The sequence below is a fragment of the Streptomyces sp. NBC_00012 genome (genome assembly GCF_045040875.1).
Taxonomy (GTDB): domain Bacteria; phylum Actinomycetota; class Actinomycetes; order Streptomycetales; family Streptomycetaceae; genus Streptomyces.
In genome coordinates, this window is the sequence record NZ_CP108309.1 from 1,816,091 (window position 1) to 1,838,881 (window position 22,791).

Here is a 22,791-nt window from a genome sequence, read left to right on the forward strand (position 1 = left end):
CGCGCAGGTGTATCCAGACCGCATGACTGCGACAACACCAACCCCGAAGGTCGCCGGGCTGCTGCTCGCCGCGGGCGGCGGACGACGACTCGGCGGGCGGCCCAAGGCGCTGCTCGGACACCATGGCCGGCCACTGGTCGAACACGCGGTGCGGGTGCTGCGGGACGGCGGCTGCGGCCCTGTCCATGTGGTCCTGGGCGCGGCGGCCGAGCAGGTACGGGACCGGGCCGACCTGACCGGCTGCGCGGTGACCGTCAACCCCGGGTGGGCCGAGGGCATGGGCTCCTCGCTGCGCGCGGGCCTCGGGGCGCTGGCCGCCACGGGGGCGGACGCGGCGCTGGTCCTCCTGGTCGACCAGCCGGGGATCGGCGCGGACGCGGTGGCCCGGGTGCGTTCGGCGTACCGCTCGCGGACGGGGATCGCGGCCGCCGCGTACGGCGGGGAGCGCGGCCATCCGGTGCTGTTCGGGGCGGACCTGTGGGCGGAGATCGCGGCGGGGGCGGTGGGCGACCAGGGCGCCCGGGCGTACCTGCGGGCGCACCGCGATGCGATCACGCTCGTCGAGTGTTCCGATGTGGCTCAGGCGTACGACATCGACACGGCGGAGGACCTGAAACACCTCGGGTGACCGGACTGGCACGCTGCGCCATCGCCGGGCCACTTCTGTCGACCCAGAGAATCTCGACATCAACAAACCATTGAACTTCCACCATGAGGAAACTACTATCCACTGGTCAGAAGCCCTCTGTACCTCGGACGGCTTCCACGCCCGTATCCCGGAGCCCTGGCACGCCGTGCCATTTCAGGCGACCCGGCGGCCGTGAGACGCCGCCCGCACCGCCCGCTGAAGGAGTGACAGCTCATGTCCGCACCAGCGCCGTCCCCGCTGGCCATCGTCGATGCCGAGCCCCTGCCCCGGCAGGACGAGGTCCTGACCGACGCGGCCCTCGCGTTCGTGGCCGAGCTGCACCGGCAGTTCACGCCGCGCCGTGACGAGCTGCTCGCCCGCCGCGGCGAGCGCCGCGCCGAGATCGCCCGCACCTCCACGCTGGACTTCCTGCCCGAGACGGCGGCGGTCCGCGCGGACGACTCCTGGAAGGTCGCCCCGGCCCCGGCCGCACTGAACGACCGCCGGGTGGAGATCACCGGTCCGACCGACCGCAAGATGACCATCAACGCCCTGAACTCGGGCGCGAAGGTCTGGCTCGCCGACTTCGAGGACGCCTCCGCCCCCACGTGGGAGAACGTCGTCCTCGGCCAGCTCAACCTGATCGACGCGTACCGCCGCGAGATCGACTTCACGGACCCGAGGTCCGGCAAGTCGTACGCCCTCAAGCCCGCCGACGAGCTCGCCACGGTCGTCATGCGCCCCCGCGGCTGGCACCTGAACGAGCGCCACCTCCAGCTCGACGGCACCCCGGTGCCCGGCGCGCTGGTCGACTTCGGCCTGTACTTCTTCCACAACGCCCAGCGCCTCATCGACCTCGGCAAGGGCCCGTACTTCTACCTCCCGAAGACGGAGTCGCACCTGGAGGCCCGCCTCTGGAACGACATCTTCGTCTTCGCCCAGGACTACGTCGGCGTCCCGCAGGGCACCGTCCGCGCGACCGTCCTGATCGAGACGATCACCGCCGCGTACGAGATGGAGGAGATCCTCTACGAGCTCCGCGACCACGCCTCCGGGCTGAACGCGGGACGCTGGGACTACCTCTTCTCCATCGTCAAGAACTTCCGCGACGGCGGCTCCAAGTTCGTCCTGCCGGACCGCAACGCGGTGACGATGACCGCGCCGTTCATGCGCGCGTACACCGAACTCCTCGTCCGCACCTGCCACAAGCGCGGCGCGCACGCCATCGGCGGCATGGCCGCCTTCATCCCGTCCCGCCGTGACGCCGAGGTCAACAAGGTCGCGTTCGAGAAGGTCAAGGCCGACAAGGACCGCGAGGCGAACGACGGCTTCGACGGCTCCTGGGTCGCCCACCCGGACCTGGTGCCGATCGCCATGGCCTCCTTCGACGCGGTCCTCGGCGAGAAGCCGAACCAGAAGGAGCGCCTGCGCGAGGACGTCGCGGTGGCCGCCGGTGACCTGATCGCCATCGACACCCTGGACGCCAGGCCCACCTACGAGGGCCTGCGCAACGCCGTCGCGGTCGGCATCCGCTACATCGAGGCCTGGCTGCGCGGCATGGGCGCAGTCGCCATCTTCAACCTGATGGAGGACGCCGCCACCGCGGAGATCTCCCGCTCGCAGATCTGGCAGTGGATCAACGCGGACGTGGTCTTCGAGAACGGCGAGCACGCCACGGCGGAGCTGGCCCACAAGGTCGCCGCCGAGGAACTGGCCGCGATCCGCGCGGAGATCGGCGACGAGGCGTTCGCCGCCGGCAAGTGGCAGCAGGCCCACGACCTCCTGCTCCAGGTCTCCCTGGACCAGGACTACGCGGACTTCCTGACGCTGCCCGCGTACGAGCAGCTGGGCTGACCCTTCTCCGTATCGCTCCGCCCCCGGCACGCACAGCGCCGGGGGCGGAGGTCTGTCCGCGCGTGCGGCAGTTTCAGCCCGTCACCGCCGCCATGTCCGCCTTGACCGCGGACTGGTCCAGCGACGCGAGAACGATCTCGGGGTCGCCGCCCTTCATCACCGCCTGGCCCACATCGGTGCGAATCGCGCCCCGGACGGCGGGCCAGGAGCGCATGTTGACCGGTGCGAACTGGGCGTTCGACAACTGCTCGATGAACGGCGAGAGCGGCTGTTCGGCGGGGGTCCCGGTCGCCGCGTCGGAGGCGGAGTACGTCACGGGCAGCGCGGACTGGCTGCCGCCGTAGGTCAGGGCGGACTTGCCGCTGTAGAGGAACGAGAGGAAGGCGCCGCATTCCTTGCGGTGGTCGTTGCGCCGGAACGCCATCAGCCAGTCGCTGATCCCCACCGGCGGGGCGGCCCCGCCGCCCTTCTTCGGGAACGCGCCGTGCGCATAAGGGAGTTTGGCCTGGTCGGCCGCACCCATCAGCATGGGGTGGGCGATCATCATGCCGATCTCGCCCCGCAGGAACTGGGCGTACGCGCCGGTCCGGTTGAGCTTCGTGGGGTCGGCGCCCGCCAGCCCCTCGGTGACCAGCTCGTCCCGCAGCCAGGTCAGGGCCTCGGCGTTCTCCGGCCTCACGAAGTCGTACTCCGAGAGCTCCCCCGTGTAGCCGCCGCCGGCCGCGAGCATCCAGGACAGGGCCTCGTCCTCGGCTGCCTCGGGGCCGAGCTGGAGCCCGTACGGCGTCTTCACGCCGATCGCCTTCAGCGCCTGGGCGGCCGCCCGCAACTCGTCCCACGACGTGGGGACACCGCTGACGCGGGCCCGCCGGAAGAGCTCCTTGTTGCAGAAGAGCCGGGGCGTGCTGGCCAGGAACGGAACGCCGTAGGTGGCGTCGTCGACCGTGCCCGCCTCGGTGAAGGACCGGATGAAGTCGGCCTGGGTGGCGATGTCGAAGAGCTGGGTCATGTTGTAGAGACGGCCGTCCTCGGCGTACGGCGCGAAGACGTTCGACTGCGCGATGTCGGGCGCCCTGCCCTCCTCGACCCGCTTGGCCAGCGTCTTGTCGATCTTGGTGTAGGAAACCCGCTCCAGCTCGATCCTGATCCCGGCGTGCTGCTTCTCGAAAGCGGCGACGACGTCGTCCCACTGGTCGCCGAGCGAAGCGCCGATGCTCTTGTCGTAACTGGCCACGAGCAGGTGGAGCTTCACGTCATTGCTCGCCGAGCAGCCGGTGAGCCCGAGGGCGGCCGTGGTGCCGGCGAGGCCGGCCGTCTGAAGAAGGAACTGCCGCCGACGCACCGCTCTTGCCACCTCTTGCTAGTCCAGCACATGCACTTATGGCAGATTCTGCCACAAGGGCAGTTGCTGCCCTTGGCTTGTCCGACAGGCGAAGTGCCTCCAGGGCATGGGACCGGCCGTCTAACCTGATCCGCATGCAAGGTGGCTCACTGACGGAGCGGCGCAAGGCCGCGACCCGACTGGATATCGCCCGCACCGCCGCGACGCTCTTCGTGGAACACGGCCTGCGGAGCACGCGCGCCGAGGACATCGCACGCGCCGCGGGTGTCGCCCCGCGCACCTTCTACCGCTATTTCGCGACCAAGGAGGAGGCCATCACACCGCTGCTCGCCGCCGGGGCCCGCCAGTGGGTGGAGGCGGTCCGGGACGCCCCGGCCGGCCTGTCGGTGCCGGACGCACTGCGGCACGCGGCGGTGCACGCGCTGGCTCCGGCCCCCGGTGACACGGCGGCCGCCGAGTCGCTGGAGTGGGTGCGGTCGCTGCTGAGGATGGCGGCGGACAGCCCGGCGCTCCGGTCGGTGTGGAACGACGCCTGCCACGACTCCGACGTCACCCTGGCAGAGGTCCTATCGGCCCGCGCCGGTCTCCCGGACCGGACCGGCTCGCTGGACGTCCGGCTGACGGCCGGGGTCGCCGGCGCGGCGGTGCGGGCAGCGGTGGAGACCTGGGCGGCCGGCGACGCCCCGGCCGCCGGACCGCAGGGCCCCGCGGCGCTTGCCGAACGCTGTCTGACCGCTGCCGAGAGCGCGCTGAGGAGCCCCTGACCCCGGTCGCGGCGGATCCGGCCCGCGAAACCCGCCGGGGCTCCGCGAACCGGCTTGCCGTTCCGGCTACTTCAGGCCGGTGTCCAGCGCGTTCATCAATGTGCCCTGTGACGTGTCCCCGGACATTTCCCAGATCATCACCCCCAGGAGCCCCTTCGACTTCACGTAGTCGGTCTTCTTCCCGATGGACCACGCGTCGTCGAAGGACCACCACTGACTGCCGGTGTAGCCGAACGTCGACACCGACTGCTCGTCGTGATGGACCGTCATCGTCGGGTAGGCGCCGATGAGGTTGGAGTAACCGCGGGTTCCGGCCTCCTCCGCGAACTGTCCCGGTGCGGCGCCGCCCGCGCCCTGCCATTCACCGGCGGCTCCGCCGTCGGCGACGTTCTGCCAGCCCCGGCCGTAGAACGGGATGCCGCGGGTCAGCTTGCGGGGCTCGACGCCCGCTTCGGTGTAGGCCTTGACGGCGGCGTCGGCGCTGAAGTGGAAGCCGTACGGATCCTGGTCGTCGGTGTAGAGGTTGGCCTGGTGGCCGGTGCGGTTCGGCTCCCAGGAGTTGTCGCTGCCCGAGCCGTGGAAGTCGTAGCCCTGGACGTTCGCCACGTCGAGGGAGTCGAAGACCTTGCCCAGGTCCCAGCCCTCGCCGACCTTCTGCGGGTCGGCGGGGGTGAAGGCGGTGAGCAGACGGTGTCCGCCGCCGAGCGCATCCATCTGCTTGCGGAACTCGGCGAGCAGCAGGGTCAGGTTGTCCTTGTCGTCGGGTGAGTAGTGGTTGCCGGGGTGCCCGGTGCCGGTACCCGGCCATTCCCAGTCGACGTCGAAGCCGTCGAAGATTCCGGCGGCGGTACCGGGGCCGCCCGCGCCGTTGTACTCGGGCAGGTTGCCCTTGATGTACATGTCGATGCAGGAGGAGACGAACTTCTTGCGGGAGGCACCGGTCGCCGCCACGTCGGAGAAGTACTTCGAGTACGTCCAGCCGCCGAGCGAGACCACGATCTTCAGGTCGGGGTGGAGCTTCTTCAGCTTCTTCAACTGGTTGAAGTTTCCGCGCAGTTTGCCCCAGCCGTCGTCCGCGACGCCGTCGACGGACTGGGCGGCGCTGAACGGCCGTCCGTAGTCGGCGTCGGCGTCACCCGCGCCGGTGCCCTGCTCGGGGTCCTGGGGGTCGGCGGTGGTGCCCTTGGTGACACCGTTCAGGCAGGTGAGGTTGTCGGGATCGATATTGGCGAAGGCGTAGTTGACGATGTCCAGCTTGTCGGCGGCCCCCGAGTCATGGAGGTTCTTGACGAAGTACTGGCGGCCGTAGATGCCCCACTGGACGAAGTAGCCGACCTTGGCGTAGTTGCCCGCGCCGACGATGTCGTCGGTCTTCGCCGTGAGCGCGTTGCCGGCCGGGGAGGCGTTGTCCGCCGCGTCACGCGCCTTGACGGTGAAGGTGTACGAGGTCGAGGGCGACAGGCCGCCGATGGTGGCGGTGGTGGTGGTGGTGGTGCCCGAGACCGTGGCGGCCGGCTCCCCGCCCCGGTAGATGTCGTACGCGGCGACGCGCTGGTTGTCCGTCGCGGCCGTCCAGGCAGTCCGAGAACGGCGACGAGGGCGGTCGCCGTTCTCCGTCTGAGTGTCAGGTGCTCGAACATGGGGTTCTCCCTTGAGGCAGGGACCGGTGAGGCGGTCCTGATGGGGAGCGGATTCCTTGGTGCCATGGAGCACAGGGGAAACTAAATGGTCTGGACCAACTCGTCAAGAGGTTCAGACCATTCTTCGACTGCGGCACTGGTGTGCGATTTTGGGGTCGCCGCGGCTAGGATCACTCACGGCAAGGCTGTAGCGCAGAGGTCGTCGCGCCCTAGCAGCAGGCTGGAGGACGCCGGTTCGAATCCGGCCGGTCTTGCCACCTTTTCGTGGAGGAGAGTCGATGGCGTCGGTTCGTCCCGGGCGGGCGGAGGACACGGTCGCCCTCTCCTGGCCGGGTGCCGGCGGGGGACCTGTGGAGTGGTGATGTTGCAGCCGATGCCTGTGCGCTGTCCCGCGATCGAGCACCCGGACATTCCGCTTGCCGACGCGGCCCTGCTGGATCCGCTGCTGGAGCGGCTGGCGGCGGAGCGCCCCGTCGAGGTCGACGAGACCTTCGCGCTCGGGGCGCTGTGCGCGGACGGACGGGTCGACCTCTGTAAGCAAGGGCTGGGGGCGGCGGGTGCGGTCCGGGTGATGCCCGTCGCGGCGCGCTCCCCGCACGCCACGCATGTGCTGCTCGGCACCAACTCGCTGGGGGACGAGGGGGCGCGCGCCGTCGCCGACTCACTGGGCCGGGGCGGCCACGGGCTGCGGACGGTCTATCTCGGCTGCAATCGCATCGGAGTCGACGGTGTCACGGCGCTCGCCGGGGCGCTGAGCGAGGACGACACCGTCAGGGCGCTGTGGCTGAAGCGCAATCCCGTGGGTGACGCGGGCGTCCGGGCACTCGTCCCGATGCTTCGCCGCAACACCGTGCTGCGCACCCTCGACCTGGTGAACAGCGGGCTCACCGCGGACGGCCTCGCGGCGCTGCTGGCCGTACTGAGTCAGCGGTCCCGGCCCGTCGAGCGGCTGTTCCTCGGTGGCAATGGCCTCGGCGCCGAGGCCGCGCCCCTGCTGGCCGCGCTGATCCGGGACGCGGGTGTGCGGGAGCTGTACCTGCCGGCCAACCACCTCGGGGACGCTGGGGCCGCCCTGCTCGCGGCCGCCGCCGACCCCGCCCGTCCGGTCCGGCTCGGTCTCGGCGCCAACGGGATCGGGCCCGCCGGAGCGTGCGCGCTGGCCGACGCGCTCGACGGGATCGAAGGGCTCGACCTGGGCCGGCCGCCCTCCGGACGCACCCTCGGGGCCCCGTCGAATGTCACCGGTGACACGGGAGCCGACGCGCTGGCCGGTGCGCTGCGCGGCAGCCCCCTGCGGCGGCTGGAACTGCGCCACACCGGGCTCACCGGGCGTGGGGCGAAGACCCTGCTGGCCGCCGTCGACGCCGACTCCCGTCTGGAATACGTGGGGTTGGGCCCCGGCCTGCCCCGCAAGGTGAAGCGGTCCTTCGCCGCGCGGCTGCGCCCGGACCGCGGCGCGCACGCGGACCTGCGTGCGGTCAGGAGCGTCTACCGGTGAGCCAGGACAAGGTGGCGGCCTTCCTCGACCCGGAGGAAAGGGCGAGCCGACGACAGGTCCACCGGTACGCGGTGCCCCGGTGGATGATCGAGGCGTCCGCCGAACGGCGTGCGGCCGGGGACTGGCAGGGAGCCTGCACGGCGGCCCGGTTCGATGTGACATTCGACCTGTCACAGGTCTCCGCGCGCTACGGTCCGGATGTGGCCGTGGCGCTCCGCGCCGATCTCCTCCATCTGGTGCCGGACCTGGTGCGCTGGCACCTGCCGCGGATACTGAGCGGGCGCTCGACGCTCGCCACCGACCTGACCGTGGTCCTGGCGGGCTACGGCGTCACGGCGGACGTGCCCGGGGCGACGGCTCCGTATCTGTATCTGAGCACGCCCTCGATGGTCGAGGGGCCGCAGCGGATCTCGCTCCGGTTCGGGGCGGTGCGACGCCGCGCGGCACCCGGTACCTTCCCCCCGGGCGTGACGGACTGGCGGGCCTGCCGGTACCTGTGGGACGCGCGCTGTACCGACGAACTGCGCGAACGCTTCGGCGGCGCCGACCGGTTGCCGTTCCTCCACACCGACGGCACACCGCTCGGGGCGGACGAACTGCCGGACGCGGACCCGGGCGCCGGTGACCCGGTGGCCCGTGCCGAGTGGGTGACCCTGCTGTACGAGCGGGGTCAGGTGGCGGAGTCCCTGGCGGCGGTCGGCATCGGCCTCGATGCGAACTCGCCGGAAACGCCGTCGTGGTACCGGGCGACGCCGGAGACGATCCTGGCCCGGCTGGCGCTCGATGTTCCCCGGCTGGAGTCGGAGGCCGGACGGTTCGCGGAGCTCTACGCGACGTCGCGCCTTCAGATCGGCGAGGACTGGCGGGCCTGCGTCCTGCTGGAGTTCACGGGCAACGGCAACGGCAACGGCAACAAGCTGCGGATCGGGCTCGTCGAGCGGGAGGCGGCCGCGGGCGCTCCCGTCTTTCCCCGGTCGCTCCGGCAGCGGCTGCCGGACCTCGACCTGCTGCGGGCCGGTGATGTGACTCCCGGGCAGTTGCACCCGCTGGTCGCCGGATCGCTGTTTCCGGGCCTCGACACGGCGGTGGGGCCGCCGGGACCGACGCCGCCCGCGCCGGTACGGGTCAGGTGCCGCGGCGAGTGGCACGAGGTCGTCTTCCGCGACGGGCGGCTCGACTCCCCGCACAGCCCCCAGGAGCGACAGCGCGAGAACGCGCTGCGGGCCTTCGGCGGCGCGGTCACCGGCTGCTTCGCCGTGGAGCACTCCTGCACCTCCGGCATCGGCCGGCTGCCCAAGGGCCTGCGGGCGCAACGCCGGGATCTCTTTCTGCGCGCCCAGCACGGGGACACCCCGGGGGTCCTGGAGCTCCTGGACGCCGGGGTGGACCCGCGCGTGCGGGACGGCGGACAGCGGAGCCTGCTCCATGTGCTGCACCTCCTCGACCACGAGCCCCTGCTGCCCCGGCTCCTGGCGGCCGGTCTCGATCTGGAGGCCCAGGACCACCGGGAGCGCACCCCGCTCTGCGTGGCGGTCGCCGACGGCGGTTCGGCGGAGCTCGTGACGGCGCTGATCGAGGCCGGGGCACGGATCGACGTCGTCGATCAGACGGAACTCTCGCTGGACCAGCTGATCCGCAAGTACCGGCGGACGGACCTGGCCTTCCTCAGGGAACGGGTGGAGAACGAGCATCCGGACCTCGGGGCCGACTGGTGGGAGGAGTGGGAAGAAGAGAAGGACGACGAGGACGAAGAGGACGAGGACGGGTGAACACCATCGCCCCCGGCAGACCGGGACAGCCCCCCGCACCACCGCGCCCGGCCGCCGCGCCGGGACCGCTGGACGCCGCCGACGAGCTGAACCGCAGACTGCGGACCTCGCGGACCGAAGCCGCCGACAGCCCACAACTGGAGGCGCTGGCACTGGCGGTGACGGCCAATCAGCCGGTGCTGCTCTGGGGCGAGCCGGGCATCGGCAAGTCGGCCGGCATGGAGCAGCTCGCCGCCGGGCTCGGCCTCGCGCTGGAGACGGTCATCGCCAGTGTGCACGAACCGTCCGACTTCGCCGGGCTGCCGGTCGTCGGTGACGATCCGGCCGTGACGGGGGTCCCGATGGCCCCACCGGACTGGGCGGTCCGGCTCGCGCGCACGGGCCAGGGACTGCTGTTCTTCGACGAGTTGTCCTCCGCTCCCCCGGCCGTGCAGGCGGCGCTGCTGCGCGTGGTGCTCGAACGACGGGTGGGCAGCCTGACGTTGCCGGAGTCCGTACGCATCGTGGCGGCGGCGAACCCGCCGTCGAGCGCTGCGGACGGCTGGCACCTCAGCCCACCGCTCGCCAACCGTTTCGTGCACCTCCAGTGGACGCACGATCCGCGCACTGTCGCGCGGGGCATGGCCGGTACATGGCCCGAGGTGGCCGTGCCGGTCGTCGACGCCGCCAGGGTTCCGGGGGCGGCGGCGCGGGCCCGCGGCGCGATCTCCGGCTTCCTGACCGCACGGCCGGGCCTCGTCCACCACATTCCGGCCGAGGCGGAGAGCCGGGGCCGGGCCTGGCCGTCCCCGCGGACCTGGGACATGGCGCTGCGGCTGCTCGCCACCGGGTACGCGACGGGCGCCGGACGGGAGGCGGTGGCCGCCGCGCTGACCGGGGCCGTCGGGGACGGTGCGGGCATCGAGCTGCTGTCCTATCTGGAGAACCTCGACCTGCCCGACCCCGACCGCGTACTGGCGAACCCGGACGCCTTCGCGCTGCCCGAGCGCGGCGACCGGCAGCTGGCCTTCCTCATCGCGGTCGTGGCGGCCGTCCAGGGCGATCTCACCCGGCGTCGATGGGAAGCGGGCTGGGCGGTGCTGGCGAAGGCCGTCGACGCGGGTGTGCCCGATGTGGCGGCCAGGGCTGCGGTGGATCTGGCAACGATGCGGGACACCGACTGGCCGGTTCCGGAAGGCATCGACGCCTTCGTGGAACTGCTGCAACTGTCCGGCGCCCTCCCGCAGAGCGGCTGAGGCGGGTACGCCGGTGCCGGAACCGGAAACCGCCCCGGGGCGGCCCCAGTTGGACCTGACGAAGCTGCTCGCCGCCCGCTACCGGGCGGCGACCGACCGGCCCTATCTGGCCTCGGCGCTGTACGCGCTCTCGGTGGTGGCGAGCACCGGGGTACCGACGATGGGCGTGGACCGGCACTGGCGCTGCTACGTGTCACCCGCCTTCGTCGACGCGACACCGGTGACGGAACTCGCGGCGGTGTGGCTGCACGAGGTGGCGCACCTGCTGCGCGACCATCACGGGCGGGCCGCACGGCTGCCCGCCGCCGACCAGCGCGACCCGCACCGCGTCAATGTCGCCCAGGACTGCGAGATCAACGACGACCTCATCGCCGACGGCCTGCCCCTGCCCGCCGGGCGGATGGAGCCGCGGCTCTTCGGCCTGCCGACCGGACAGCTCTTCGAGGCGTATCTCCCCCGTCTGCCGCCGGGGCCGCCCCCGCACGACTGCGGGTCCGGCGCCCATGGACAACCGGCGCCCTGGGAGCTGACCGGACCGGACGGGCCGGCCCGTCTCGGCCCGGTGGAGGCCGAGGCACTGCGACGCCACACCGCGGCGGCCATGCGCGCCCATCGGCGCGCCCGGGGCACCCTCCCGGCGGGCTGGGAGCGCTGGGCGGAGCAGTTCCTGGAGCCCACGGTCGACTGGCGGCAGGCGCTCGCGGGCGCGGTGCGGGAGGCCGCCGCCTGGGCGGCCGGAGCGGTCGACTACACCTACCGCCGGCCGTCCCGCCGCAGCGCGGCGCTCCGGGGCGTCGTACTGCCCAGCCTGCGCCGGCCGCTGCCCCGTGTCGCCGTCGTCATCGACACCTCGGGTTCCATGACGGACGAGGAACTCGGCTCGGCGCTGGCGGAGGTCACCGGGGTACTGCGTGAGGTGGGCATCCGGGGCAGCCGCGTCACCGTGCTGGCCTGCGACGCCGATGTGCAGAGCGTGTCCAGGGTGACGGCCGCCGAGCAGATCACCCTGGGCGGGGGCGGCGGTACCGACATGCGGGTGGGCATCGCCGCCGCCCTCGCGGCGCGGGACCGCCCGAACATCGTCGTCGTACTCACCGACGGCTACACGCCCTGGCCGGACGAGGCACCCTCGTGCCGGCTCGTCGCCTCGCTCATCGGTCCGGACGCCCCGGAGCCCCCGAGGTGGGTGGAGACCGTCCGCGTCACCGACCGGGCCCGGCCCTGACGTCGTGCCACCGCCACCCGCCGGTCCGGGGCCGGTCATCCCGTACGGGGCTCAGTCGCCGAGGACGACCGTGCGCTGGGCGGAGAAGTCTCCCCACTTCCCGTCGGGCAGCTTGGCGCGGAGCTTCATCGAGTACCGGGTGCCGCGCGGGTCGCTCACGGTGAGCCGGTAGTTCGCCCGGCCCGCGGGCGGGGTGGCACCCCAGACGATCGTGGTGGTCAGGCGGCCGCCGATGAACAGCTGGTACGCGGGGATCTCGCCGCCCGTCTCCGGCTGCTTCCAGTCCAGGTCGATGGCGTACTCCTTGCCCTGGACGCGGTTGCTGATCCGGAGGTCGGTGGGGGCGGTGCTCGCGGGTGCGCCCGGGGCGGCGGCGGTGGCGAGGTCGATGGAGTCGCTGTCCGGCGAGGAGGTGTCGGCGGCGTCGCGGGCGCGGACGGTGAAGGTGTAGACGGTGCCGGGGCGCAGGCCGGTCAGACGGGCCGTGGTCCGGCTGCCGGGCACGCTGTGGATCCGGGAGTCCTCCTGATAGATGTCGTACGAGGTGACGCCGACGTCGTCCGTCGAGCCTCCCCAGGAGAGGCGCACCGCCCGGCTGCCGTCCACCGTGCCGCGCAGTTTCACCGGGCGGGTGGGCGCTTCGTGGTCGGCCGGGGCCGGGGCCGGCGTGGTGACGCGTGCGGCGGCGCTCGGTGCGGAGAGGTTTCCGGCGGCGTCGCGGGCACGGACGGTGAAGGTGTAGGCGGTCGACGCCGTCAGCCCGTCGACGTCGGTCATCACCTTCGCGGCCGGGACCGATTCGACCCGCTTGCCCTCGTGGTAGACCTCGTAGCCGGTGACCGCCTTGTCGTCCGAGGCCCGCTCCCACATGACGTGCACGGAGGTGGCGCTGCTCGCCTGCGCCGTCACATGGCCCGGCACCGTCGGTTTGCCGGTGTCGGCCCGGGGAGCGGAGTCGCAGGCAGTGAGCACGGCGAGGAGCAGAGCGGCGGAGCAGGCCGACGCGGCGGTTGCGTGGGGGCGTTGCACGGTCGTGCCTTCCGTCCGGAAGCAATGGTCCAGACCTGTATCGCACGGCGCGGGGGTCTCCGACAAGAGGGTGGAGCGGAAGCTTCCGCAATGTGGCGATGTGTGCAAGCGGCTGGTGAACGGCGTTCGCCCGTCGACCGGTTCCCGACGTGCCGTACGGTCGGACGATGTTGTGCATACGGGGTGTTGTGCTGCCCGAACGCGAGGAACGCACGTTCTGGATCGACGGTGAGGTGCTCCGCGCGGGCCGTCCGCCCGGCGGACTCGCCGGGCGGGACGCGGAGACGGTCGTCGACGGCGGCTGGCTGCTGCCCGGGCTCGTCGATGTGCATACGCATCCGGGCGCACTCGAGCCCGGTTCGCCGTTCGACGAGGAGTTGCTGCGCAGGCAGTTGGGCGAGCACCGGGACGCCGGGGTGCTCGCGGTGCGGACGCCCGGCACCTCGCGGCGGATGCCCGCATGGGTGGCAACGGACCCGGAGCTGCCGCGTGTGACGTCGGCGGGGCGGTGGCTGGCCACGCCCGGCCGGTTCTTCCCTGGCTTCGGACGCGATGTGAGCGAGGCCGAGTTGGCGCGTGCGGCCGTGGAGGAGGCGGCCGCTTCGGGCGGGTGGTGCAAGGTCATCGGTGACTGGGCCGCCGACGAACCGGCCGTGCCGCTGCCGCTGCTGACGTCGGTGGTGCGGGCGGTGCACGCCGCGGGCGGCAAGGTGGCGGTGCACTGCCAGACCGCCGAGGGCACCCGCAACGCCGTCCTGGCGGGCGCCGACAGCCTGGAGCACGGGATGCATCTCGACCCGGCCCTGCTCGACCGGATGGCCGCGCAGGGCACGGCGTTCGTGCCGACGCTGAGCGTGTTCGGCGCGAAGGAGGAGGCGATGCGGGCACGGGAGCCGGGCGCGCGCCGTGATCTGTGGCTGGCCGGCTGGGACACCATGCTCGACAATGTGCGCGCGGCCCACGAGGCGAAGGTGACGGTGCTGGCCGGGACGGACTCCTTCCCGTGCGGAACGGTCGCGGGTGAGATGGAATGGCTGGTACGGGCGGGCCTTCCCGCCCAGGCCGCACTCGGCGCCGCGTCCTGGGCAGCGAGGGCCTGGCTCGGGCTGCCGGGCCTGGTGGACGGCGCACCCGCCGATGTCGTCGCGTACGCCACCGACCCCACGCTCGACCCCGGTGCACTGAACCACCCGACCCGGATCGTGCTCCGTGGACGCATCGTGCGATGAGTTCCGGACGACGGAGGAGTCAGCACTGCATGGACACGCACACGGAGACAACTCCCACGATCGATCTGGAGCCCGCCGCGCGGCAGATCGCCTCCCTGCTCGACGGCATCGACGAGCAGCAGCTGGACGGACCGACCCCCTGTCCGGACTACGCCGTGCGCGAGCTGCTCGCCCATCTGGTCGGGCTGAGCACGGCGTTCCGTGACGCTGCGCGGAAGGATTTCGGCCCGACGACCGACACTCCTCCGGACGCGAGCCTTCCGGTCCTCAATGACGACTGGCGCGAGGCGCTGCCGCCGCTGCTGGACGAGCTGGTGACGGCCTGGCGCGATCCTGCCGCCCGGCAGGGAATGACCAGGGCGGGCAGCGTGGATCTGCCGGGCGAGGTGGCGCAGTTGGTCGCGCTGGACGAGCTGGTGATCCACGGCTGGGACCTCGCCCGGTCGACCGGGCAGACCTACGAAGGGGACGAGGCGAGCCTCCGCGCCTCGCTGGCCATGCTGACCCCCAGCGAGGCCAACCCCCGGCCGGAGAGCATCTTCGGCCCGCCGGTCCCGGTCCCGGCCGACGCGCCCCTCGTCGACCGGACCATCGCTATGAGCGGCCGCCGCCCGGACTGGGAGCCCGGTCACTGAGCGGCGCGCGGGGTGGGGTGCGCCGCTCGGGGGTTCCGGGCGGCGCGGACCGCGCGGACACGGTCAGGCTCCGGCCGATGCCCGCGCCACCGCGCGTGCCTGTTCCCGCAGCCGTTCGTCGGCCGGGGCTATCCCCGGCTCCAGGCCCGAGGCCCGCACCCGGAGGTCCCGTTCGGCCAGAGCGGTCAGGCGGCGACGACCGTCCTCGGTGAGGGCGGCGGGGCCGAGTACGGCCAGGGCCTCCAGCGCGGTCTCCGCGTCGGCGTCCCGCTCCGCCGCCTCCAGGAGCAGTCCGGCCGTGCGGGGGCCGTCCAGGGACTCGGGCGCGATCGCGTGCAGGGCGAGCACCGCCGACGGAACCAGCATCGGCTCGGTGAGCAGGCCCTCCAGCGCGGGGACCAGCGGCCGGGCCGCGTCGCCGATGCGGGCTGCCGCCCGCGCGGCACGGCCGAACGTCCAGCGAAGCCACAGCGGCCCTGCCTCCGCGAGAACACCGGCCAGCACGGGCACCGCTTCCTCCGCGTCGCCGGTGATCCGCCACAGGGCTGCGGCGATCTCGACGTCGGCGTCCTTCTGCGGGACGCTGCGGTCGCCCGCCCGGTCGCTCAGCGCGGACCGGAGGGCGGGAACCAGGGCGGCCGCCTCCGGGCCCAGCCCGGCGGCGAGGCTCGCGGCCTCCCGCACCGCCGGATCACCGGGGGTGAGCCGTGCGGCGACGGCCGCCCGCAGCGGGCCGGTCTCCCCGGTCAGCTCGCGCACCGCCGTCGCCGCGGCGAGCCGGCCCTCCTCCGGGCCGGTGCGTGCCGCGGCCGTCAGGAGCTCCGCGGTCGCCTCCCGGTGCTCCGGCGGGCAGATCGCGGCCATCGCCTTCGGTACGGCCCCCGGGCACACCGGCAGCACGGCCTGCAGTTCGGGCAGTGCTGCCGATGCCCGGCTCCCCCACGCGCCGAGCAGAAGGACCAGCCGGACGGCCTCCCCCGCGTCGGGACCGTCCGCCGCGGCCAGCCGGGCACGGATCGCGTCCAGCAATTCCGGGTCGCACGGGAACGAGGCCCCGGCCTCCCCTGCGGACGGGAACCCGCATGCCGCGCCCAGTGCCCGTGGGCGCCACTCCAGGTCACGGGCCAGGAGCGGGGCGGCCCGGTCCGGGTCCACGACGACGAGTGCCTCCAGCGCACAGTCCGCCGGATCGCCCTCCCCCGCGGCGATCCGGGCCAGCTCCGGAGCGGCCGCCGCGGCCCGGACGCCCAGCTTCGCGAGCAGCGAGTACGCCGAGGGCACGTCCGCCGGGTCGGCGATCAACGCCTCCACGGCACCGGACAGCCGCTCCGGCGCGCTGCGCGACATCAGGCACGCAGTCTCGGCGGCCCACAGCGCCTCCTCCCGCGCCGCGGGGTCCGCGCTGCGCAGGGCGGCGTCGAGCAGGGCGTACGTGGCGTCACGGTCGGCTTCGGTGTCGCGGAGCAGCAGCGCCTCGACGATGTACTGGAGCGGTTCGTTGCGCTCCAGGTCCAGCCGGTCCTCGACGAGGCCGTTCACCGGCAGGAGGGAGAGCATCGCCCCGCGGTGCGCGGGCCCCCAGGGCAGTCCGCCGTCCACGCAGGCCAGCAGTGCCGCGATGCGTACCTCGCCGGGCTCGTCCGCGCCGATGGCCGCGGTCGCCGCGGCTGCCGTGCCCGCCGGGTCCAGATGCGCCATGGCGCCCAGGAGCTCGGCCCGTACCAGGGGGTCCGTCTCGGTCTTCCAGCGCCGGTGGAGCACCGGCAGCACCCGCTCGGCCGCGCCGGTCATCGCGGCGGCCCACACCGAGGCGCGCCGCAGCCCGAGGTCCTCGGCGTCGACCGTCGTGAGGATCAGCGGCAGCTCGCCGACGACGGCCGCCCGGCAGGCTGCTGCGTCGCTGTCACCGTCGTCCGCCCCGCACTCCGCTATCCCGCCGAGCAGTACCAGCAGGTCCTCCGTGCGGTACCCGGCCCCGGCGAGCCGTGCGAGGTACGGAACGGCGTGGGCCGACGCCTCGTAGACCGAACCCTGGTGCAGGATGCTGCTGTACAGCTCGGAGATCGCCTCGGACGCGGCGTCATCGCTCCGCCCGGCGAGCGTACGCAGATGACCGGGGACGTCCGCCGCACTCCCGTAGGCATGCTGGAGGTCTGCCCAGGGCTGGGCGTCGACGTCGGCGAGGAACGATACGAGATCCATGAAGCGGATCCTGCCACCCGGCACTGACAACACCCGGCGGCCGCTTCCCGGTTGCCCCGGACTCCGATTCTCCGCTTCCACGGACGCCGCTTCCCCGCTTCCACGGACGCCGCTCCTCAGCTGGTGAAGAACTCCGTGATCTGCTGGGCGACCTGGTCGGGGTGGATCTCGTGCACCCGGTGGCCGCCCCCGAGCGTGATCAGCCGGCAGTCCGGGATCAGCGAGGCCATCTCCTGGAGGCGCCCCTGGGGCATGGTGGACTCCGGGCCGCCCGAGATCATCAGCGTCGGCGCGACGATCTCGCCCAGGCCGGCCACCCACTCGGGATCGGGGTCGGCCACCTCGGCCCGGACGGGAGCGACGACGGCCCAGTCGTAGTCCACCGGCCCCTCCGGCTCGGCGGCCGGCTTCGGCTCGCTCGGGAACGGCGGCGGGGTCTCCACCAGTACCAGCCGCTCCACCCGGTCCGCGTGCTCCTGGGCGAGCAGATGGGCCACCACACCGCCCATGGAGTGGCCGACCAGGCCGACCCGGTCGAGCTCGCACTCGTCCAGGAAGCCGAGGACGTCGTCCCGCATCAGCTCGAAGGAGTACTCGTCCGGCCAGTCGCTCTCGCCGTGGCCGCGCAGGTCGAGCGCGTACACCCGCCACTCTTCGCCGAGCAGGCCGCCGACCGCCTCCCAGCTCGCGGCGGAGCCGCCGAGGCCGTGCAGGAGGACCACGGGCGAGCCGAAGGGGTCGCCCCAGGTCCGGTACGCGAGCCGTACGTCGCCGACATCCACTACAGACTGATCTTCCATACCCATGACGCTACAGGCGCACGGGCGCGGATCTTGCCGCCGCATCCGCGGTGGCCGCCGCCGGCGGGCGCGTGACGGGCGTCCGGCGGTGATTTCCGGATTCGGCTCCGCTCAAACCTGTGATCGACGGGCGCGGGAAGCGTCCGCCCCGATGCCTGCGCACGCCGGTGCGCAGCCTGTATGACCTGCGCTTTCACTCCTGTCCGAAGATCGGTCCGGACCCGTGACCGGCCGGTCGGCAGCTCCGTTGGGCTGATGGACGGCTCACGCCGACGTGGGCCGGAATACGGAGGAGAGAACCACATGACGAAGAAGTTGATGCTGGCCGCGATGGCGCTGACCGCCGGCCTCGGGCTGGCCGTGAGCCCCGCCGCCCAGGCCGCGCAGGGTTCCACCGCCGTGCAGGCCTTGAAGGCACCGGCCGCGGTCTGCACCGTCAACGACAACGGGGTGAACTTCCGCGGCGGGCCGGGCACCGACTACCCGGTCCTGGGCCAGGTGAACCGGGGCCAGAACCTCAACTACCGTGGCCAGCAGGGCAACTGGATCATGGGAGACCTGTGGGGCGGCCCGACCGGCGTCTGGATCCACGTGGCCTACCTCGACTGCTGACCGCCGCCGCGACACCTCGGTCCACCCGCCGACCCGCACCTCGGCCACGCGAATCGGCCCCGCATCGCGCCTCTGGCGCGGTGCGGGGCCTCCCGCGTTCCGGGGGAGCTTCTCAACTCCCCGGCGCCGGAGGGGTGTACGGCCACCCTACACTCTGATAGGAAAGCTTCCTAACAGACCGTCGGAACGAAGAACTCCCTTTGGAGGACTGGTGCACGCTCCCCCTAAGCGCGCCGCACGTCGCAACACCCGCCCCGTGCGCATCACGGTCATCGCGGTCGGACTGGCCCTCACGGCCATTCCCGTCACCGCCTACGCCGGTGGCCTCACACACCAGGCGGCCCCCGAGCCCGCGGCAGCGGCTCCCGTGGCCGCCGCCGCGACCGGGCTGGACGATCCGGCGAAGAAGGAGATCGCCATGAAACTGGTCTCCAGCGCCGAGAACTCCTCGCTCAACTGGAAGTCCCAGTACAAGTACATCGAGGACATCGACGACGACCGCGGCTACACCGCGGGCATCATCGGCTTCTGTTCCGGTACTGGCGACATGCTCGACCTCGTCGAGCTGTACACCGAGCGCAAGCCCGGCAACGTGCTCGCGAAGTACCTCCCCGCGCTGCGGAAGGTCAACGGCACCCCCTCGCACAGCGGGCTCGACCCGAACTTCACCAAGGACTGGGTGAAGGCCGCCTCCGACTCGGCGTTCCAGCAGGCGCAGAACGACGAGCGGGACCGGGTGTACTTCAACCCCGCCGTCAAGCAGGGCAAGGCCGACGGCATCGGCACTCTGGGCCAGTTCGCGTACTACGACGCCATCGTCATGCACGGCGACGGCGGCGACAGCACCAGCTTCAGCTCCATCCGCAAGCGGGCCCTGTCGAAGGCGAAGCCGCCGTCCCAGGGCGGCAACGAGGTCACGTACCTCAACGCCTTCCTCGACGCCCGCGTCTGGGCGATGAAGCAGGAGGAGGCCCACGAGGACACCAGCCGGGTGGACACCGCCCAGCGGGTCTTCCTGAAGAAGGGCAACCTGAACCTGGACCCGCCGCTCGACTGGAAGGTCTACGGCGACAGCTTCCACATCGGCTGACGCACCGGGTGACACGGCTGTGGCGCGTACGGCAGCACCCGCGAGGGTCGCCGTACGCGCCACAGCTGCGTACCGGCCTCGTACCGGGCCGTACCGGAGCGGGCCGTACCGACCGGACCGGACCGGACCGGATCAGTGCGCGGCGACCGGGGCCGCGACCGCCGGGCTCTGCTCCCGCTCCGACGGTTCCGGTTCCGGCTTCCTGCCGAGGTGGTTGAAGACCAGGTTGAGCACGATCGCCACCACGCAGCCGGTCGAGATCCCGGAGTCGAGCACCACGAGCAGGTCCTTCGGGAACGAGTGGTAGAACTCCGGCGCGGCGATCGGGATCAGGCCGACGCCCACGGCCGCGGCCACGATCAGCGCGTTCTCGCCCTTCTCCAGCGCGGCGGTCGCCAGGGTCTGGATGCCGCTCGCGGCGACCGAACCGAAGAGCACGATGCCCGCTCCGCCGAGGACCGGCAGCGGGACGAGCGCGATGACGGACGCGGCGACGGGGACCAGCCCGAGCACGACCAGGATGCCGCCACCGACGGCCACCACGAAGCGGCTGCGGACCTTCGTCATGGCGACCAGGCCGATGTTCTGGGCGAAGGCGCTGCACATGAAGCCGTTGAAGAGCGGGCTGATGGCGCTGCCCAGGGTGTCGGCGCGCAGGCCGCCCTCGATGGTCCGCTCGTCCGCCGGCCGGCCGACGATCCTGCCGAGCGCGAGCATGTCCGCGGTGGACTCGGTCATGCAGACCAGCATCACGATGCTCATGGAGACGATCGCGGCGATCTCGAACTGCGGCGCCCCGAAGTGGAACGGCGTCGGGAAGCCGACCAGGCCGGCGTCCTTGATGGCACCGAAGTCGGTGATGCCGACCGGGATCGCGATCAGGGTGCCGCTGATCAGACCGAGCAGGATGGCGATCTGCTGGAGGAAGCCGCGCAGCAGTTTGCGCAGGGCCAGGACGATCACCAGGGTGACGGCGGCCATGGTGATGTTGGTCGTGGACCCGTAGTCCGCAGCCGTCGCGTTCCCGCCCTGGGACCAGTTGAAGGAGACCGGCAGCAGCGAGACACCGATCAGGGTGATCACGGTGCCGGTGACCACGGGCGGGAAGAAGCGGACCAGTTTGCAGAAGTACGGGGCCAGCAGGAAACCGATCAGGCTGGCGACGATGATCGCGCCGAAGACGACGGCGATGCCCTCGTGTCCGCGGTCCTTGCCGATCGCCACCATCGGGGTGACCCCGGCGAACGAGACTCCGTTGACGAACGGCAGCCGGGCGCCGATCCGCCAGAAGCCGAGGGTCTGGAGCAGGGTGGCTATGCCCGCGGTGAACAGGCTCGCCCCCATCAGGAACGCGGTCTCCTTGGCGGTGAGGCCCACGGCGGGCCCCACGATCATCGGCGGGGCCACCACGCCCGCGTACATCGCGGCCACGTGCTGGAGGCCGCTGGTGAACATCTTCAGTGGGGGGAGGGTCTCGTCGACCGGGTGTTTCCGGTCCGGCGAGGCCGGATCGGGGGCGGTGTCGAGATGGGGGTCTGAATCGGATCCAGCGACTGCGTCGTTGCGAAACCTGGGCTTGGCTGCCACGGCGGTTCCTCCGGTCGGATACACGTCTGCGGTGACGTGGGTGTCAGGGAGGTGGTGCGTTGGTGCAGGTGGGGCAGGTCGTGCAGCTGGTGCGGGCAGCTTTGGTCACCGGTACGGGGCACGTGCGTCCAGGCACGCGCCACCGCACCGGTTGCCGTGGACCCCGCTCGGGTCCACGGCGACCGGCCGAGGGCCGTCCCCCTCGGCCGGCCGGTATCGGGGGTGCCGCGGGGTCAGGCCCCGGCGGCGATCCGGGCGAGGCGGCGGGCCTCGTCGCGGGTGGCGCGGGCGATAGCGTCCTCGTCCGCGGTGATCAGGTGGTTGTCCTCGACGACCGGCCTGCCGTTGACGAGGGAGAGCGTGACGGGGGCCGCCGCGCCGAAGACGAGTGCGATCACCGGGTCGGCGATGGAGGCGTGGGCGAGGGTGTCGAGCTTCCAGAGCACCAGGTCGGCGAGCTTGCCGGGCTCCAGGGAGCCGATCTGGTCGGCGCGGCCGAGCACCTGGGCGCCGCCGTGCGTTCCCAGGCGCAGCGCCTGGCGCGCGTTCAGGGCCTTCTCACGGTGGGCGCCGAGGCGGTTGATGAGCAGGGCGTTGCGCAGCTCGGTGTGGAGTTCGCCGGACTCGTTGGAGGCGGTGCCGTCGACGCCGAGGCCGACCGGGACGCCGGCCGCGAGCATGTCGGGGACCCGGGCGATGCCCGCGGCGAGCCGGGCGTTGGACGAGGGGCAGTGCGCGACGCCGGTTCCGGTGCGGGCGAAGGCGGCGATGTCGGAGTCGTTCATGTGGACGCAGTGCGCCATCCACACGTCCTCGCCGAGCCAGCCGGTGGACTCGAAGTAGTCCGTCGGTCCCATCCCGAACAGCTCGTGGCAGAACTTCTCCTCCTCCACGGTCTCCGAGCCGTGGGTGTGCATGCGCACCCCCTTGCGGCGGGCCAGCTCGGCGCCCTGCCGCAGCAGTTCGGTGGAGATGGAGAACGGGGAGCAGGGTGCGGCGGCGACCTGGGTCATCGCGTCGAACGACGCGTCGTGGTGCGCGTCGATGGTCGCCTCGGTGCCGCCGAGCGCGCCGTCGAGGGTCTCCACGGCGAAGTCCGGCGGCAGCCCGCCGTCCTTGACACTGCGGTCCATGGACCCGCGGGCGAGGGTGAACCGTACGCCCATGTCGCGGGCGGCCCCGATGATGGCGCCGGACAGGTCGCCGGACCCCTGCGGGTAGACGTAGTGGTGGTCCATGGCGGTGGTGACGCCGCCGCGGGCCATCATGGCGAGCGAGCCCTGGGCGGCGGCACGGACCATCGGCTCGTCGATGCGCGCCCAGGTGGGGTAGAGGGCGACCAGCCAGTCGAACAGGTTGTGGTCGGTGGCGAGTCCCCGGGTGATCCACTGGTAGAAGTGATGGTGCGTGTTGACCAGGCCGGGGGTGACCAGGTGCCCGGTGCCGTCGATGCGGCGTACGACGTTCGCCAGGCTCTCGGGGGCCCGGCCGGCGCCGACGGATTCGATGCGGTTGCCCGCGACGACGACATGGCCCGAGGCGTACTCGGTGTCGTCGGCGTCGACCGTCGCGATCGAACAGTTCTCGATGACGATGCGTTCCACGTGCTCGGGGGTTGCCGATGCTGCCATGGCGCTTCCTTCTCTTTCCGG

17 protein-coding genes, 1 tRNA gene and 1 pseudogene are annotated in these 22,791 nt (G+C 72.2%); 12 read left to right on the top strand and 7 right to left on the bottom strand.

Annotated elements, in window-relative coordinates; genetic code table 11:
* Nucleotides 1–22 precede the first annotated feature (22 nt).
* Nucleotides 23–628 carry an NTP transferase domain-containing protein gene (locus OHA19_RS08480; RefSeq protein WP_405749811.1) on the top strand — a complete coding sequence of 202 codons (606 nt, stop codon included), beginning with the start codon at nt 23–25 and terminating at the stop codon, nt 626–628.
* Nucleotides 629–862: 234 nt separating this feature from the next.
* Nucleotides 863–2,482, top strand: coding sequence for a malate synthase A (aceB, locus tag OHA19_RS08485; protein ID WP_405749812.1), 1,620 nt, complete (start codon nt 863–865; stop codon nt 2,480–2,482).
* Between the two features lie 73 nt (nt 2,483–2,555).
* Here aceB and OHA19_RS08490 read toward each other — a convergent pair whose 3' ends face one another.
* A complete protein-coding gene (locus OHA19_RS08490; protein WP_405717951.1) occupies nt 2,556–3,824 on the bottom strand; it encodes an ABC transporter substrate-binding protein in 1,269 nt (422 codons plus the stop codon).
* 134 nt (nt 3,825–3,958) lie between these two features.
* Here OHA19_RS08490 and OHA19_RS08495 point away from each other — a divergent pair, with 134 nt between their 5' ends.
* Complete coding sequence (locus OHA19_RS08495) at nt 3,959–4,588, top strand: TetR/AcrR family transcriptional regulator (RefSeq protein ID WP_405717948.1); 630 nt, start codon at nt 3,959–3,961, stop codon at nt 4,586–4,588.
* A gap of 66 nt (nt 4,589–4,654) precedes the next feature.
* Here the strand turns inward: OHA19_RS08495 and OHA19_RS08500 are convergent.
* A pseudogene (locus OHA19_RS08500) lies at nt 4,655–6,175 on the bottom strand (glycoside hydrolase family 18 protein); the annotation flags it as partial.
* A gap of 234 nt (nt 6,176–6,409) precedes the next feature.
* Here OHA19_RS08500 and OHA19_RS08505 point away from each other — a divergent pair.
* The 5 genes from OHA19_RS08505 to OHA19_RS08525 all read left to right on the top strand — a co-directional run bounded on the left by OHA19_RS08505 (nt 6,410) and on the right by OHA19_RS08525 (nt 11,955).
* A tRNA-Cys gene (locus tag OHA19_RS08505) sits at nt 6,410–6,485 on the top strand.
* A gap of 104 nt (nt 6,486–6,589) precedes the next feature.
* Nucleotides 6,590–7,726: a gala protein gene (locus OHA19_RS08510; protein WP_405717946.1), complete on the top strand. Its 1,137-nt coding sequence runs from the start codon at nt 6,590–6,592 to the stop codon at nt 7,724–7,726.
* Nucleotides 7,723–9,495, top strand: coding sequence for an ankyrin repeat domain-containing protein (locus OHA19_RS08515; RefSeq protein ID WP_405749814.1), 1,773 nt, complete (start codon nt 7,723–7,725; stop codon nt 9,493–9,495). The genes OHA19_RS08510 and OHA19_RS08515 overlap by 4 nt, the downstream gene beginning before the upstream one ends.
* Entirely contained in the window at nt 9,492–10,730 is a 1,239-nt protein-coding gene (locus OHA19_RS08520) for an AAA family ATPase (RefSeq protein WP_405717942.1), read from the top strand. The genes OHA19_RS08515 and OHA19_RS08520 overlap by 4 nt, the downstream gene beginning before the upstream one ends.
* Before the next feature lie 13 nt (nt 10,731–10,743).
* Complete coding sequence (locus OHA19_RS08525; protein ID WP_405749816.1) at nt 10,744–11,955, top strand: DUF2201 family putative metallopeptidase; 1,212 nt, start codon at nt 10,744–10,746, stop codon at nt 11,953–11,955.
* A 51-nt stretch (nt 11,956–12,006) separates the two neighbouring features.
* Here OHA19_RS08525 and OHA19_RS08530 read toward each other — a convergent pair whose 3' ends face one another.
* Nucleotides 12,007–12,984 (bottom strand): fibronectin type III domain-containing protein, encoded by a 978-nt coding sequence (locus OHA19_RS08530; protein WP_405717936.1) that lies wholly within the window; start codon nt 12,982–12,984, stop codon nt 12,007–12,009.
* A gap of 167 nt (nt 12,985–13,151) precedes the next feature.
* Here OHA19_RS08530 and OHA19_RS08535 point away from each other — a divergent pair, with 167 nt between their 5' ends.
* Nucleotides 13,152–14,213, top strand: coding sequence for an amidohydrolase family protein (locus OHA19_RS08535; RefSeq protein WP_405749818.1), 1,062 nt, complete (start codon nt 13,152–13,154; stop codon nt 14,211–14,213).
* A gap of 29 nt (nt 14,214–14,242) precedes the next feature.
* Nucleotides 14,243–14,848: a TIGR03086 family metal-binding protein gene (locus OHA19_RS08540; RefSeq protein ID WP_405749820.1), complete on the top strand. Its 606-nt coding sequence runs from the start codon at nt 14,243–14,245 to the stop codon at nt 14,846–14,848.
* A gap of 63 nt (nt 14,849–14,911) precedes the next feature.
* On the opposite strand, the gene OHA19_RS08545 is transcribed toward OHA19_RS08540, so the two are convergent.
* Nucleotides 14,912–17,050: a hypothetical protein gene (locus OHA19_RS08545; RefSeq protein ID WP_405749821.1), complete on the bottom strand. Its 2,139-nt coding sequence runs from the start codon at nt 17,048–17,050 to the stop codon at nt 14,912–14,914.
* Nucleotides 17,051–17,166: 116 nt separating this feature from the next.
* The gene (locus OHA19_RS08550; protein WP_405717925.1) at nt 17,167–17,850 is read right to left on the bottom strand and encodes an alpha/beta fold hydrolase; all 684 of its coding nucleotides are present in this window, start codon (nt 17,848–17,850) and stop codon (nt 17,167–17,169) included.
* Between the two features lie 303 nt (nt 17,851–18,153).
* Between OHA19_RS08550 and OHA19_RS08555 the strand changes: the two genes are divergently transcribed.
* Both OHA19_RS08555 and OHA19_RS08560 read left to right on the top strand, forming a co-directional pair.
* A complete protein-coding gene (locus tag OHA19_RS08555; protein WP_405717923.1) occupies nt 18,154–18,462 on the top strand; it encodes an SH3 domain-containing protein in 309 nt (102 codons plus the stop codon).
* Nucleotides 18,463–18,673: 211 nt separating this feature from the next.
* The gene (locus OHA19_RS08560; protein ID WP_405717920.1) at nt 18,674–19,552 is read left to right on the top strand and encodes a chitosanase; all 879 of its coding nucleotides are present in this window, start codon (nt 18,674–18,676) and stop codon (nt 19,550–19,552) included.
* Between the two features lie 132 nt (nt 19,553–19,684).
* Here OHA19_RS08560 and OHA19_RS08565 read toward each other — a convergent pair whose 3' ends face one another.
* Nucleotides 19,685–21,139, bottom strand: a complete 1,455-nt coding sequence (locus OHA19_RS08565) for a nucleobase:cation symporter-2 family protein (protein WP_405749823.1) — start codon at nt 21,137–21,139, stop codon at nt 19,685–19,687.
* A 233-nt stretch (nt 21,140–21,372) separates the two neighbouring features.
* Nucleotides 21,373–22,770: an 8-oxoguanine deaminase gene (locus tag OHA19_RS08570; protein ID WP_405717915.1), complete on the bottom strand. Its 1,398-nt coding sequence runs from the start codon at nt 22,768–22,770 to the stop codon at nt 21,373–21,375.
* Nucleotides 22,771–22,791 lie beyond the last annotated feature (21 nt).